This window comes from Streptomyces sp. PKU-EA00015, assembly GCF_013387495.1.
Classification (GTDB): domain Bacteria; phylum Actinomycetota; class Actinomycetes; order Streptomycetales; family Streptomycetaceae; genus Streptomyces.
Window position 1 is genome coordinate 85,517 of record NZ_JABZEE010000028.1, and the last position, 13,792, is coordinate 99,308.

Annotated in this window: 9 protein-coding genes; 6 read left to right on the plus strand and 3 right to left on the minus strand. The window is 70.4% G+C overall.

Annotation, left to right across the window (positions count from 1 at the left end; translation table 11 throughout):
* Nucleotides 1-56 precede the first annotated feature (56 nt).
* The 3 genes from HW130_RS18230 to HW130_RS18240 all read right to left on the minus strand — a co-directional run bounded on the left by HW130_RS18230 (nucleotide 57) and on the right by HW130_RS18240 (nucleotide 6,696).
* Nucleotides 57-1,673 (minus strand): ABC transporter substrate-binding protein, encoded by a 1,617-nt coding sequence (locus tag HW130_RS18230; protein WP_177150671.1) that lies wholly within the window; start codon nucleotides 1,671-1,673, stop codon nucleotides 57-59.
* Between the two features lie 401 nt (nucleotides 1,674-2,074).
* Nucleotides 2,075-3,982, minus strand: a complete 1,908-nt coding sequence (gene typA / locus HW130_RS18235) for a translational GTPase TypA (protein WP_177150672.1) — start codon at nucleotides 3,980-3,982, stop codon at nucleotides 2,075-2,077.
* Between the two features lie 401 nt (nucleotides 3,983-4,383).
* The gene (locus HW130_RS18240) at nucleotides 4,384-6,696 is read right to left on the minus strand and encodes an ABC transporter family substrate-binding protein (protein WP_177150673.1); all 2,313 of its coding nucleotides are present in this window, start codon (nucleotides 6,694-6,696) and stop codon (nucleotides 4,384-4,386) included.
* 319 nt (nucleotides 6,697-7,015) lie between these two features.
* Here HW130_RS18240 and HW130_RS18245 point away from each other — a divergent pair, with 319 nt between their 5' ends.
* The 6 genes from HW130_RS18245 (at nucleotide 7,016) to HW130_RS18270 (ending at nucleotide 13,750) form a co-directional block, all read left to right on the plus strand.
* Nucleotides 7,016-7,258 (plus strand): hypothetical protein, encoded by a 243-nt coding sequence (locus tag HW130_RS18245; protein WP_177150674.1) that lies wholly within the window; start codon nucleotides 7,016-7,018, stop codon nucleotides 7,256-7,258.
* Nucleotides 7,259-7,310: 52 nt separating this feature from the next.
* Nucleotides 7,311-8,132 (plus strand): hypothetical protein, encoded by an 822-nt coding sequence (locus HW130_RS18250; RefSeq protein WP_177150675.1) that lies wholly within the window; start codon nucleotides 7,311-7,313, stop codon nucleotides 8,130-8,132.
* Nucleotides 8,133-8,150: 18 nt separating this feature from the next.
* The gene (locus HW130_RS18255; protein ID WP_177150676.1) at nucleotides 8,151-10,079 is read left to right on the plus strand and encodes a fumarate reductase/succinate dehydrogenase flavoprotein subunit; all 1,929 of its coding nucleotides are present in this window, start codon (nucleotides 8,151-8,153) and stop codon (nucleotides 10,077-10,079) included.
* Complete coding sequence (locus HW130_RS18260) at nucleotides 10,076-10,858, plus strand: succinate dehydrogenase/fumarate reductase iron-sulfur subunit (protein WP_177150677.1); 783 nt, start codon at nucleotides 10,076-10,078, stop codon at nucleotides 10,856-10,858. The genes HW130_RS18255 and HW130_RS18260 overlap by 4 nt, the downstream gene beginning before the upstream one ends.
* A 78-nt stretch (nucleotides 10,859-10,936) precedes the next feature.
* Nucleotides 10,937-12,997, plus strand: a complete 2,061-nt coding sequence (locus HW130_RS18265) for a TPM domain-containing protein (protein ID WP_177150678.1) — start codon at nucleotides 10,937-10,939, stop codon at nucleotides 12,995-12,997.
* A 42-nt stretch (nucleotides 12,998-13,039) separates the two neighbouring features.
* A complete protein-coding gene (locus tag HW130_RS18270; protein WP_177150679.1) occupies nucleotides 13,040-13,750 on the plus strand; it encodes a PspA/IM30 family protein in 711 nt (236 codons plus the stop codon).
* Nucleotides 13,751-13,792: the final 42 nt, after the last annotated feature.

Sequence of the window (13,792 nt, forward strand, 5' to 3'; positions counted from 1 at the left end):
ACCGACGGCGGCGGGTTATGGCCGAGTGGGGATTGGGCCCGTCAAGCGCGTGGCGCTTACTTGACGGTGACTCCGGTCAGCTCGAGGTCGCCGTGGAAGTCGACCTGGACGTTGTCGACGCCCTTGCCGTGGCCACCGTTGATGCGGTAGTACCACAGCGGGATCGCCGGCATCTTCTCGAGCAGCTTCTTCTCGACCTCCTGGTAGCCCTTCACGGACTCTTCCAGGGAGTTGGCCTTGTCGGCCTCCGCCATCATCTTGTCGATCTCGGCGTCCTTGAAGCGACCGTTGTTCGCCTCGGCCTTGGAGTTGTAGAGCTCCTTGATGAAGTTCACGTTGACCGGGTAGTCGGCCACCCAGCCACCGCGGTACATCGACTTCACCTGGTCGTTGTCACGGGCCTCGAGGTCCGTGGCGAAGTCCGGCTTGGCGTCGCCGACGCAGTCGACGCCGGTCGCCTTGCGGATGGACTCGCAGACCGCGGTCACCCACTCCTTGTGGCCACCGTCGGCGTTGTACTGGATCATGATCTTGTTGCCGGGGACGCCGCCGCCCTCGGTCACCAGCTGCTTCGCCTTGGCGGGGTTGTACGTGAAGACGTCCGTGCCCAGGTCCTGGTTGCCCTTGACCTGCGGCGGCGTGAAGCTCGTCGCGGGGGTACGGGTGTTGTTCAGGACGGTCTTGGTGATCGTCTCACGGTCGATCGCCATGGACAGACCCTGGCGGACCTTGGGGTCCATCTCCTTGAACGTCGCGGTGTAGAACGCCGGGACGAGCGTCTGGATCGCCGCGTACGGCTGCTCGATGGCGCCGTCGCCGAGGTCCTGCTTGTACTTCGGCAGGTCGGTCGGGCCGACCTGGCGGATGATGTCCAGGTTGCCGGAGACGACGTCCTGGTACGCGGCCTCGACGGTCGCGTAGTTCTTGAACTGGATGCCCTTGTTCTGCGCCTTGTTCGGGCCCTGGTAGTCAGGGTTCGCGGCGACCTGGATGAGCTTCTTGTGGGTCCACTTCTCGAACTTGTACGGGCCGTTGCCGATCGGCTTCTGGCCGAACGCCTTCGGGTCGTCGTAGAAGACCTTGGGCAGCGGCGCGAACGTCGCGTAGCCGAGCTTGTAGTTGAAGTACGGGACCTTCTCGGTCAGCTCGATCGTGAAGGTGGTGTCGTCCACGACCTTCAGACCCGACATCTTGTCGGACTTCGGGTCGCCCTTCTCGGGGTGCACGTCGGCGTAGCCGGCGATGTCGCTGAACCAGAAGCTGTTCTGCTGCTGGTTCTTGACGTTGGCGTACCAGTTCCACGCGTCCACGTAGGACTGCGCGGTGACGGCCTCGCCGTTGTGGAACTTCCAGCCGGACTTGAGCTTCACGGTCCAGGTCTTGGAGTCCTCCGTCTCCACGGACTCGGCGTTCGTGTAGACGATGTTGCCCTTGGCGTCGAAGTCCAGCAGCTGGGTGAAGAGCGACTGAATCACGTACGAGCCGAGGCTCTCGTTGGTGTCCGCCGGGATCAGCGGCTTCTGCGGCTCACCGACGTCGATCGAGACGTAGCCCGCGGGCTTGCCCGAGGCGTTGTTCTTGTCCGAGCCACTGTCGCTGCCGCCACAGGCAGTTGCCGACAGGGCGACGACGATCGCACCCGCGACCCACTTGGCGCTCTTGGCACCGCGCATGGGTTCCTCCTCATGAGTCCACTTGTCACTACAAGAAGGGCACTGGAAGTTGCGCCGACACCCCTGACGACGCTGTGTCAATGCCCCGAGTGTGCTCGTGAGTCGGCGCTCCCCACAGCGCGTGACCCATTGACCCGAGCTCAATGGAGCCAACTATTAAGTACGTCCGGGCGGTAAACCACACTTAAAGGGTCTCGTTTTGACAACATCAGCTGGCGTTCACAGATCGAAATCCGGACAAAGCGAGCACAGACAGACACCCGCGAAACGGACCGTTAACACATGTTCCGGAGAGCGACGGCCGATATGCGGACACTCGGACCGTTAAAACGAGTTGACGAAACGGCCCGGCCCCCCACACTGTCTGCGGGGGGCCGGGCCGTCGGTCAAGGGCTGCTGCGTCAGCCGTGCTTGGCGCGCGAGGCGGCGCGGCCGCGCTCCTTCTGGTCGAGCACGACCTTGCGGATACGCACGGCCTCCGGGGTCACCTCGACACACTCGTCGTCGCGGCAGAACTCCAGGGACTGCTCCAGCGACAGCTTGCGCGGCGGGACGATCGCCTCGAACGAGTCGGCCGAGGACGACCGCATGTTCGTGAGCTTCTTCTCCTTGGTGATGTTCACGTCCATGTCGTCGGAGCGCGAGTTCTCGCCGACGATCATGCCCTCGTAGACCTCGGTGCCCGGGTCGACGAAGAGGACGCCGCGCTCCTGAAGGTTCGTCATCGCGAAGGCGGTGACGGAGCCGGACCGGTCGGCGACCAGCGAGCCGTTGTTACGGGTCGTCAGCGTGCCGAACCACGGCTCGTGGCCCTCGTGGATGGAGTGGGCGATACCCGTACCGCGGGTGTTCGTCAGGAACTCCGTACGGAAGCCGATCAGGCCGCGGGACGGGACGACGAACTCCATGCGGACCCAGCCGGAGCCGTGGTTGGACATGTTGTCCATGCGGCCCTTGCGGACGCCCATGAGCTGCGTGACGGCGCCCATGTGCTCCTCGGGCACGTCGATCGTCATGCGCTCGACCGGCTCGTGGACCTTGCCGTCGATCTCCTTGGTGACGACCTGCGGCTTGCCGATGGTCAGCTCGAAGCCCTCGCGGCGCATCTGCTCGACCAGGATCGCCAGCGCCAGCTCACCGCGGCCCTGCACCTCCCAGGCGTCCGGGCGCTCGGTGTCCAGCACGCGCAGCGAGACGTTACCGATCAGCTCGCGGTCCAGACGGTCCTTGACCTGACGGGCCGTGACCTTGCGGTCCTTGACCGCGGCCTTGGCGTCCGCGCCCTTGCCGGTGCCGCCCCGGCCGACCAGCGGCGAGGTGTTGGTGCCGATGACCATGGAGATGGCGGGCTCGTCGACGGTGATCAGCGGCAGCGCGATCGGGTTCTCCGGGTCGGCCAGCGTCTCGCCGATCATGATGTCCGGGATACCGGCGACCGCGCAGATGTCACCGGGGCCGGCCACCTCGGCCGGCTTGCGGGTGAGCGCCTCGGTCATCATCAGCTCGCTGATGCGGACGTTGGAGATCGTGCCGTCCCGCTTGATCCAGGCCACTGTCTGGCCCTTGCGCAGCTCACCCTGCTCGACACGGAGCAGAGCGATACGGCCGAGGAAGTTGTCGGCGTCGAGGTTGGTGACGTGCGCCTGCAGCGGGGCGGCCTCGTCGTACTCGGGGGCCGGGACGTGCGACAGGATCGTGGTGAAGAACGGCTCGAGGTTCTCGCTGTCGGCCGGGACGGTGCCGTCCTCCGGCTTGGTCAGCGAGGCGACGCCGTCACGGGCACAGGCGTAGACGATCGGGAACTCGATCTGGTCCTCGTCGGCGTCCAGGTCCAGGAACAGGTCGTACGTCTCGTTGACGACCTCGTCGATCCGGGAGTCCGGGCGGTCCGTCTTGTTGATGCAGAGAATGACCGGCATCCGGGCCTGAAGCGCCTTGCGCAGCACGAAGCGCGTCTGCGGGAGCGGGCCCTCGGACGCGTCGACGAGGAGCACGACCGCGTCCACCATCGACAGGCCGCGCTCGACCTCGCCGCCGAAGTCGGCGTGGCCGGGGGTGTCGATGATGTTGATGGTGATCGGGTCGCCGCCGTCCTTGGGGTGGTACTTGACGGCGGTGTTCTTGGCCAGGATCGTGATGCCCTTCTCACGCTCCAGGTCGTTCGAGTCCATCATCCGGTCGTCGAGGTGCTCGGCGGCGTGCGCGGCGAAGGCACCGGCCTGCTTCAGCATGGCGTCGACCAGGGTGGTCTTGCCATGGTCGACGTGGGCGACGATGGCGACGTTACGGATGTCGTGGCGCGTGGGCATGCTGGCTGGCGCTTCTCTCGATCGTGGGATGCGGCGTCTTTCCTCGTACGCCCGCCGGGCGGACACGCCACGGCTCCTCCCATGGTACGGGCACGCCGGACGAACAGGCTTCCGGGACGGATGGGGGAGGCCGAAGGAGGCGGGGATCACGCCGAGGAGCAGCGCGCGGGGGTGTGACCGGCAACAGCCGGAGAAACGGGAGGCGTCGTACGGGTGCCGGGCTGCGAGCGCGCTGTTCGGGGAGCACGCCGGCTGCTGTCGGCGCCGGGCGGAGCTGGGTCGGGAGGCGGCACGAGCTTGCCCGCCGGCGCGACCGGCGGGCAAGGGACTTGAGGGACTTCTGAGGTTGGCGGGACAAGGGGTGCCCGGCGGCCGAGGGGCGGACGGCCCGGGGACGGGCCCTACTGCGCGGCGGCGCCCTCGGCCCCGGCCTTCTTGAAGCCGATGTCCTGGTAGACGGGGGTGGCGAAGCCGAAGGCGCCGACGTTGACCAGCCCGGAGCGCACCGCGACCAGCTCGGGGCGCTGGTAGAGGGGAATCGACCCGGCCGCGGCCCAGATGCGGGCGTCGGCCCGGCGCATCAGATCACGGGCGGCGTCCTCGTCCAGCTCGCCGGCCGCGTGGTCGAAGAGCTGGTCGATGTGGTCCGTGCCGACGCGGGTGTAGTTCTGCTCGACCAGCAGCGAGCCATCCGACGCCGGACGCGGCTTGGCGTAGATCGGGCGGGCGTCGGTCGCCGGGTAGGCGCTCGCAGGCCAGGAGTAGAGGGCGAGGTCGAAGTCGCCGGACGCGATGTGGTCCGTGAAGTAGCTGTCGTCGGAGACCTTGCTGATCTCGGTGCGGATGCCGATGCGGCGCAGCATCTCGGAGATCTTCTCGCCCACCGTGCGCACCACCTCCGAGCCGGGGCCCGAGGGGAGCACGAAGCGCAGGCTCAGCGGCTTGCCGTTCTTGCCGACGGCCCCTCCGGCGGACGCCGGATCGGGGGCGGCCGTGCCGCGCGGGGCGTAGGCCCCGGCCGTGCCGTCGTCCTCCCGTGCCGTGATGTCCGTGCGGCGGCCCCCGGTCCCGTCGCCTTCGGAGAGCGACCGCGCCTGGCGCTCGATGACGAGGCTCTGGAGGGCGGCGGCCGGGGCGGGGGCAAGGACGTGCCTGCCGGAGGCGGCGGGGTCGCGCAGGCGGGCGTCGGCCGGGGGCTTGTCGTCCCCGCCGATGTAGAGGCCCTCGTCAGAGGCGCTGTCGCCCGCGCCCGAGGACTTCTGGCCGGGCTTCTGCGCGTCCTTGTTCTTCCCCGACCCGGTGGCCTCGCCGCCCGCCTTGGCCGGCCCGGAGGTCTTCAGGGCGCCGTCGGGCGTCCAGCCGGCGTCGGCGAGCAGGGCCTGCGCCTCCTGCGTGTTCTGGTCGCCGAGCGCACCGCTGTTGTCGCTGTACGCGCGCTGCCCGGCCAGCGCGACATGGCTGCCGGGCGGGTCGGCGGGCAGTCCGAGCGGTGTCAGCACGGTTTCGGCCAGTTCCTTGCGGTCGATGGCACGGGCGACGGCGCGCCGGACACGGTCGTCGGACAGCGGCCCGGACTCACCGTTCATCGCGAGCTGGGTGTAGGCGGGCTCCAGCGACTTGCGGACCTGGAAACGGCGCAGCACCGACTGCTCCGCGGCGTACTGCGCCTGCGCCTTCGCGGTGCGCTCGCGGGCCGCCCGCGCCGTCTCGGCCAGGTTCTCGTCGGAGCCGTACGCCTGCGCCCAGGACCTGAGCGCGGCGGAGGGGGTGATGTCGGAGCCGGGGCCGTGCGCGAGCGGCCGGCCGCCGCGGCCGGCGTCCTTCGCGGCGTAGGAGATACGTTCCGCCGCGGACCTGTCGACGTCCGCCACGTCGAGCGTGCCGGAGGTGAGCGCGGTGACGCGCCCCTCGCGCGGCACGGCGGCGAACACCAGGGTGTCGAGCTTGGCCTGCCGCCCCCACCAGCGCGGATTGCGGACCAGGGTCGTGGCGGCGGCCTTGCGGTCGATCTTCTTGACCGTGAAGGGTCCGGCCGTCCTCGCGAGCCTGGCACGGGCGCCGTCGTTGAAGGCGGCCGGCGTCGCCGTCACCTCCTTCGGGTACAGCGGCGTGAAGAGCGCCCGCCAGTCCGCGTAGGGCTTGGCGAAGGTGACCTTGACCTCGAGGTCGTCCTTGCCGCGCTCGATCCGCTCGATCCGCTCGTAGCCGGCGTTGCGGGCCGTCCAGTACGCGGAGTCCTTGCCGCTCAGCGCGCGCCACTGGGCGAGGAAGTCGGGTGCGCCGATCTCGCGGCCGTCGCTCCACACGGCTTGCTGGTTGAGCTTGTAGAGGACGACCTGCTTGGGCTCGCGCTCGACGATCTCGGCCGATTCCAGATAGTCGGGGTTGCGCTCGGGGCGGCCGTTCTCGTCGAGGACGAACAGTGCGGGCAGCACGGCTCCGGCGATCCGGCTCGTGGTGGCGTCGGCGTCGGCCTGGAACGCGTTCAGCGTGGCGGGCACGCTGTCGACGGCCCACCGCACGGTGCCGCCGTCGGCCGTCTTGTCCCGTCCGGCCGGAGCGATGTCCTGGGCCACGGGCTTGCCCGTGTCCTCGTCGTCGCCCGAGCCGCAGCCGGCGAGGACGGGCAGGGCGAGCACACCGCTGGTGAGCAGCGCGACGGAGCGGAGCTTTCGGGAGCATGTCCGCCCGCGGAGGGCCTCGACCTGGGACATGGCTTATACCTCTTAGTCCTGGTTTGTCGATTTTGGAGATGATCACACCTATTCCCCCCACTGAAGTGGACGAGGGCGGCGGGCCGCCGCCGACACGGCGAAGGTTCGCGGAAGGTCACCCGCGCGGGTCAACCGCGAATGCCGCACCGACGTGCATAAAGGAACAAAATGGGGGAGCGAGACACCAACCACGAGGGGCGCGCCGACAGCGCGTGCGCCGGGAATCCCCTGCACGTCCCTTCACAAGCGGGGATGTGACGCGCGACACTCTCAGGCGCATGAGCGATGCCACCGCACCCTGCGGAAGTGAGGACACGTCATGTCCCAGCAGGAAGAGATGACGGCGATGCGGCAGCGCATCGACGAGCTGGTCCAGCGCGTCGGACAGCTGGAGCGGACCGTCGATCAGCTGCGGGTGTCGGGCCGGGCCGAGCCCGGCGGCCGACCGAAGGAGCCGAGCCGCCCCGAGCTGGTCACCATCCCGGACACCCCCTACAACCACGCCCTGTGGACGGACACGGACGACGAGGGGCTGGGCGCGCGCGACCGGCACGCACCCTGACCGGCACGCACCCCCCGGACCTCACCCGATCCCACTCCACCCGGAGTCCTCGTTGGCCACAGGTACCGAACCACCACAAATCCACAAGGGCGTGCACGGGCGGACGCGCGCCGCCATCGGCCCCCGCCATCTGCGGACGGACCGGTGGTGGCTCGCCCCGGCCCTCACCACCGCCGGACTGCTCGCCTTCATCGTCTACTCGACCTGGCGCGCGTTCGCGAACGCCGACTACTACGCGGCGCCGTACGTATCGCCGTTCTACTCGCCGTGTCTGGCCGAGAACTGCGTGCCGATGCGGGCGGGACCCAACTGGGAGATCTTCGGCAGCTGGTGGGGGCTGTCCCCCGCCCTGCTGATCCTGATCTTCCCGCTCGGCTTCCGGCTGACCTGCTACTACTACCGCAAGGCCTACTACCGGGGCTTCTGGGCCTCGCCGCCGGCCTGCGCGGTCGCCGAGCCGCACACGAAGTACAGCGGCGAGACGCGCTTCCCGCTGATCCTGCAGAACATCCACCGGTACTTCTTCTACGCCGCCCTGCCCGTCGCCGGGATCCTCACCTACGACACCGTGCTCGCCTTCCGCGACGAGCACTACACCTGGGGACACATGGGCCTCGGCACGCTCGTCTTCCTGGTGAACATCGTGCTGATCTGGGCGTACACCCTCTCCTGCCACTCCTGCCGGCACATCGTCGGCGGCCGGCTGCGGCACTTCTCCAAGCACCCGGTGCGCTACCGCCTGTGGAGCTGGGTCGGCGCACTGAACGCCCGGCACATGCAGCTCGCCTGGGCCTCGCTGTTCAGCGTCGCGTTCGCCGACCTCTACGTCTACCTCGTCGCGTCGGGCGCCTTCGACGATCCGCGCTTCTTCTAGGGGAAGGTGCCAACCGACATGACACAGCTCGAACGGCAGGAGTGGGACGTCGTCGTGGTCGGCGCGGGCGGCGCCGGTCTGCGCGCCGCCATCGAGGCGCGCGAGCGGGGGGCGCGTACGGCCGTCGTCTGCAAGTCCCTGTTCGGCAAGGCGCACACCGTCATGGCCGAGGGCGGCATCGCCGCCTCCATGGCCAACGTCAACGAACACGACAACTGGCAGGTCCACTTCCGCGACACGATGCGCGGCGGCAAGTTCCTCAACCAGTGGCGGATGGCCGAGCTGCACGCCCAGGAGGCGCCCGAGCGGGTGTGGGAGCTGGAGACCTGGGGCGCGCTCTTCGACCGCACGAAGGACGGCCGGATCTCCCAGCGCAACTTCGGCGGCCACGAGTACCCGCGCCTCGCGCACGTCGGCGACCGGACCGGCCTGGAGCTGATCCGCACGCTCCAGCAGAAGATCGTATCGTTGCAGCAGGAGGACAAGGAGGAGTTCGGGGAGTACGAGGCCCGGCTCAAGGTCTTCCAGGAGTGCACGGTCACCCGCGTGCTGAAGGAGGGCGACAGAGTAGCCGGGGCCTTCTGCTACGAGCGCGAGACCGGCCGCTTCTTCACCCTCGAAGCGCCCTCCGTGGTGCTGGCCACCGGCGGCATCGGCAAGTCCTTCAAGGTCACGTCGAACTCGTGGGAGTACACCGGCGACGGGCACGCGCTGGCCCTCCTGGCGGGGGCCCCGCTGCTCAACATGGAGTTCGTGCAGTTCCATCCGACCGGCATGGTCTGGCCGCCGTCGGTGAAGGGCATCCTGGTCACCGAATCGGTGCGCGGCGACGGCGGGGTGCTGCGCAACTCCGAGGGCAAGCGGTTCATGTTCGACTACATCCCCGACGTGTTCAAGGAGAAGTACGCCGAGTCCGAGGACGAGGGCGACCGCTGGTACGACGACCCGGACAACAACCGTCGCCCGCCCGAGCTGCTGCCCCGCGACGAGGTGGCCCGCGCCATCAACGCCGAGGTGAAGGCCGGCCGTGGCTCCCCGCACGGCGGCGTCTTCCTCGACGTGTCGACCCGGATGCCGGCCGAGGTCATCCGGCGCCGGCTCCCGTCGATGTACCACCAGTTCAAGGAGCTCGCGGACGTCGACATCACCGCCGAGGCGATGGAGGTCGGGCCCACCTGCCACTACGTGATGGGCGGGATCGCCGTCGAGTCCGACACCGCCGCCGCGGTGGGCGTCCCCGGCCTGTTCGCCGCCGGGGAGGTGGCGGGCGGGATGCACGGCTCCAACCGGCTCGGCGGGAACTCCCTCTCCGACCTGCTGGTCTTCGGCAGGCGGGCCGGGCTGTACGCGGCCGAGTACGCCGAGGGCCAGGCCGTCCGCCCGGTCGTGGACGGGGCCCAGATCGACGCCGCGGCGGCCGAGGCACTGCGCCCGTTCAGCGCGGAGGGGGCCGAGCCCGGGGCGACGCCGGAGAACCCGTACGCACTCCACCAGGAACTCCAGCAGACGATGAACGACCTGGTCGGGATCATCCGGCGCGCGGGCGAGATGCAGCAGGCGCTCGACAAGCTCGCCGAGCTGCGGGTGCGGGCGCGCCGGGCCGGGGTCGAGGGGCACCGGCAGTTCAATCCCGGCTGGCACCTGTCCCTGGACCTGCGGAACATGCTGCTCGTCAGCGAGTGCATCGCACGGGCCGCGCTGGAGCGCACGGAGAGCCGCGGCGGCCACACCCGCGAGGACTGCCCCGCGATGGAGCGCTCCTGGCGCCGGGTGAACCTGGTGTGCCGGCTCGCCGGTCCGGGCGGTGACGTCGCGGCCACCGACCCCGAGCGCGGCCGGATCGTCCTGGAACGCACGACGACCGAGCCCATCCGACCCGACCTGCTCGGCCTCTTCGAGAAGGAGGAGCTGGTCAAGTACCTCGCCGAAGAGGAGCTGACCGAATGAGCACGTACGACGCCCGCTTCAGGGTGTGGCGGGGCGACCAGGACGGCGGGGCGCTCACGGACTTCACCGTCGAGGTGAACGACGGCGAGGTCGTCCTCGACATCATCCACCGCCTCCAGGCCACCCAGGCTCCCGATCTCGCGGTCCGCTGGAACTGCAAGGCGGGCAAGTGCGGATCGTGCAGCGCGGAGATCAACGGCCGGCCGCGGCTGTTGTGCATGACCCGGATGTCGGTGTTCTCGCCCGAGGAGACGATCACGGTCACCCCGCTGCGGGCGTTTCCCGTCGTACGGGACCTGGTGACCGACGTGTCCTTCAACTACGAGAAGGCGCGCGAGGTCCCCTCCTTCGTGCCGCCGCCGGGCGTGGCGGCGGGCGAGTACCGGATGCAGCAGATCGACGTGGAACGCTCGCAGGAGTTCCGCAAGTGCATCGAGTGCTTCCTGTGCCAGGACACCTGCCATGTGGTGCGCGATCACGAGGAGAACAAGGCGGCGTTCGCCGGCCCCCGCTTCCTGATGCGCGTCGCCGAACTGGACATGCACCCGCTGGACGCGGCGTCCGCCTCGGGCCTCGACCGGAAGACGACGGCCCAGGACGACCACGGCCTCGGCTACTGCAACATCACCAAATGCTGCACGGAGGTGTGCCCGGAGGGCATCAAGATCACCGACAACGCGCTGATTCCGCTGAAGGAGCGCGCGGCGGACCGCAAGTACGACCCGCTGGTGTGGCTGGGGGCCAGGATCCGGCGGCGCAAGGATGATGCGATCGAGTGATGCCCAGGCCTTCTCTGAGGGGTTCCCGCGGCGGGCGTGCGGTCGCGGGCGTTCCGTACCGGGCATAGCCTCCCCAATGTGACACGAAGAGCCACCCGGACCGCCCTCGCCGTGCTGGTGGCGGCGTGGTGGCTGGTCGTGCCCGCCGCCCCGGGTGTCCGTGCCGACGACCCCGTCGAACTGTCGCGGCAGGGGCAGATCACCGACCGGGTGGGCGCGCTGGGCGACCGGGAGCCGCAGGTCGTACAGGCGCTGGACCGGCTCTACGACGAGCAGCGGCTCCAGCTGTTCGTGGTGTACGTCCGCGACTTCTCGGGCCTCGGCGCACAGCAGTGGGCCGGCGAGACGGCCGGCCGGAACGGCCTCGGACAGAGCGACGTCCTGCTCGCCGTCGCCACCCACGACCGGCAGTACGCGTACTGGGTCGACGCCGCCTCACGCCTGACCGACCCCCAGCTCGCCGAGGTCGCCGCGAGGGGCGTCGAGCCCGCGCTGCGGCAGAACGACTGGGCGGGCGCGGCGATCGGCGCCGCCGAGGGCTACGGCGCCGTACTGGCCGGCCGGCCGGCGCCCGAGGTCTCCGTCACCCCGGGCGTCGCGGATCCCGGCTCGGACCAGGGCGCCGGGACGGGCGCGGGCGACCTGGTGCTGCCGGTCGCGGTGCTCGGCGGGGCCGCCGCGCTGGCCGCCTACGCGTACGCCAGGCGCCGGCGGCGCACGGCGACCCGTACCACTCCGCAGGGCGGTCAGGAAGGCTGGGGGGAACCGCGGCACAGACCGCTTCCCGAACTCGACGCCGCGGCGAAGCGGGCCCTCGTGGACACCGACGACGCGCTGCGCACCAGCCAGGAGGAACTGGGCTTCGCCGTCGCGCAGTTCGGTGAGGAGGCGGCCGGGCCGTTCACCGCGGCCGTCGAGCACGCGAGGAACGAACTCACCGCGGCGTTCCGGCTGCGGCAACAGCTCGACGACGCCAGTCCGGAGGACGACGCGACCCGGCGCCGGATGCTGGACGAGATCCTCGCCAGATGCGCGGAGGCCAACCGCCGCCTGGACGCGGAGTCCGAGGACTTCGACCGGCTGCGCGCCCTCGAACAGAATGCCCCCCAGGCACTCGCCGCGGCCGAGGCCGCCCTCGACGACGTCGGCGGGCGCATGGTGAGCGCGGAGGCCGCTCTGGGCGTGATGCGCGAGCGGTACGCGCCGACGGCGTCCGCTCCGGTCTCCGACGACGTGGAGCAGGCGAAGGACCGCCTGGAGTTCGCGACGAACGGTCTCGGACGGGCGCGCGAGGCCGTCGAGAGCGGTGACAGCGGCACGGCCGCCGTCCACGTACGCGCCGCCGAAGGCGCGGTCGCCCAGGCGGTACGGCTCGTCGACGCGGTCGACCGGCGGGCGCAGGAGCTGGCGGAGGCGGCCGGGAAGCTCCCCGGGGCGCTCACCGAGACCGAGGCCGACCTGGCGGAGGCCCGCGGGCTGCTGGAGGGGACCGCGGGCGGCGTGTCCACCGCCGCGCTGCGGGGGCGGGTCGCCCGCGCGGAGACGGTGTCGGCCGAGGTGCGGCAGGAGTTCGACGCGGGGCCGTACGACCCCATCGACGCCCTGCGGCGGGTCGAGGAGGCCGACGCCGGGCTCGACGAGGCTCTGGCGGAGGTACGGAAAGGCGAACAGGGGACGCTGCGCGCCCGCGCGCTGCTGGACCACGCCCTGCTCGGCGCGCGCGCGGCGACCGACGCTGCGGCCGACTACATCGCCACCCACCGCGGCGCGGTCGGCAGCGAGGCCCGCACCCGGCTCGCGGAGGCGCAGCGTCGGCTGGAACGGGCCCGGGCGCTGGGCGAGGGTGACGCCCGGACGGCGCTGGCCGAGGCCCAGAACGCGGACGCGCTGGCGCGGCAGGCGCAGTCGCTGGCGGAGAACGACGTACGGGGTCACCCGGGTCACGGGGACTTCGGGGGCGCCTTCGGAGGCGGGGGCGGACTGGGCGGTGCCGTGCTGGGCGGGATCATCCTCGGCGGAATGCTGGGCGGCGGGGGCAGGGGCGGGGGTGGTGGCTTCGGGGGCGGTTTCGGAGGCGGGGCGCCCGGGAGCTTCGGTGGCGGGGGCACGCGGGGTCGGATGGGCGGTGGCCGTTTCTGACCCTGCTCCGATCCCGACCGTACGGCGTTCAAGGAGAGTGCGATGACCAAGCAGACCGTCCTCGGACGGGTCGCCCGGTTGGCCAAGGCGAACATCAATGCGCTGCTGGACCAGGCGGAGGACCCGCAGAAGATGCTCGACCAGCTGATCCGCGACTACACGGACAACATCGCCGAGGCGGAGCAGGCGATCGCGGCCACCATCGGCAACCTGCGGCTGATGGAACAGGACCACCGGGAGGACGTGGAGGCAGCCGAGGAGTGGGGCGGGAAGGCGCTCGCGGCGAGCCGGAAGGCGGACGAGCTGCGCGCCGCGGGGCAGTCGGCGGACGCGGACAGGTTCGACAGCCTGGCGAAGGTGGCGCTCGGCAGGCAGCTGCGGTCCGAGGGGGAGGCGAGTACGGCGGAGCCGACGATCGCCGCGCAGACGGAGGTCGTGGACAGGCTGAGGTCCGGACTGGAGCAGATGAAGTCGAAGCTGACCCAGCTTCGGGCGAAGCGGGACGAGCTGGTGGCGCGGGCGGCGTCGGCGCAGGCGCAGAACCGGATGATGGACGCGGTGAAGAGCATCGACGTGCTCGACCCGACGAGCGAACTGAGCCGCTTCGAGGACAAGGTCCGCCGCGAGGAGGCGCGGGCGCTGGGCAAGCAGGAACTGGCGGCGTCGTCGCTGGACGCACAGTTCGAGGAGCTGGAGGCGATGGGCGACCGCGCGGAGATCGAGGCGAGGCTGGCGGCGCTGAAGTCACGGTAGGGGGCGGGGCCGCTGCGCGGACCACCGAACGGCTGCAAAGCA

Bases quoted from the DNA above. Each gene is read 5' to 3' on its own strand.
- HW130_RS18230 (WP_177150671.1), bottom strand. From the start codon at position 1,673: ATGCGCGGTGCCAAGAGCGCCAAGTGGGTCGCGGGTGCGATCGTCGTC.
- typA (WP_177150672.1), bottom strand. From the start codon at position 3,982: ATGCCCACGCGCCACGACATCCGTAACGTCGCCATCGTCGCCCACGTC.
- HW130_RS18240 (WP_177150673.1), bottom strand. From the start codon at position 6,696: ATGTCCCAGGTCGAGGCCCTCCGCGGGCGGACATGCTCCCGAAAGCTC.
- HW130_RS18245 (WP_177150674.1), top strand. From the start codon at position 7,016: ATGTCCCAGCAGGAAGAGATGACGGCGATGCGGCAGCGCATCGACGAG.
- HW130_RS18255 (WP_177150676.1), top strand. From the start codon at position 8,151: ATGACACAGCTCGAACGGCAGGAGTGGGACGTCGTCGTGGTCGGCGCG.
- HW130_RS18260 (WP_177150677.1), top strand. From the start codon at position 10,076: ATGAGCACGTACGACGCCCGCTTCAGGGTGTGGCGGGGCGACCAGGAC.
- HW130_RS18270 (WP_177150679.1), top strand. From the start codon at position 13,040: ATGACCAAGCAGACCGTCCTCGGACGGGTCGCCCGGTTGGCCAAGGCG.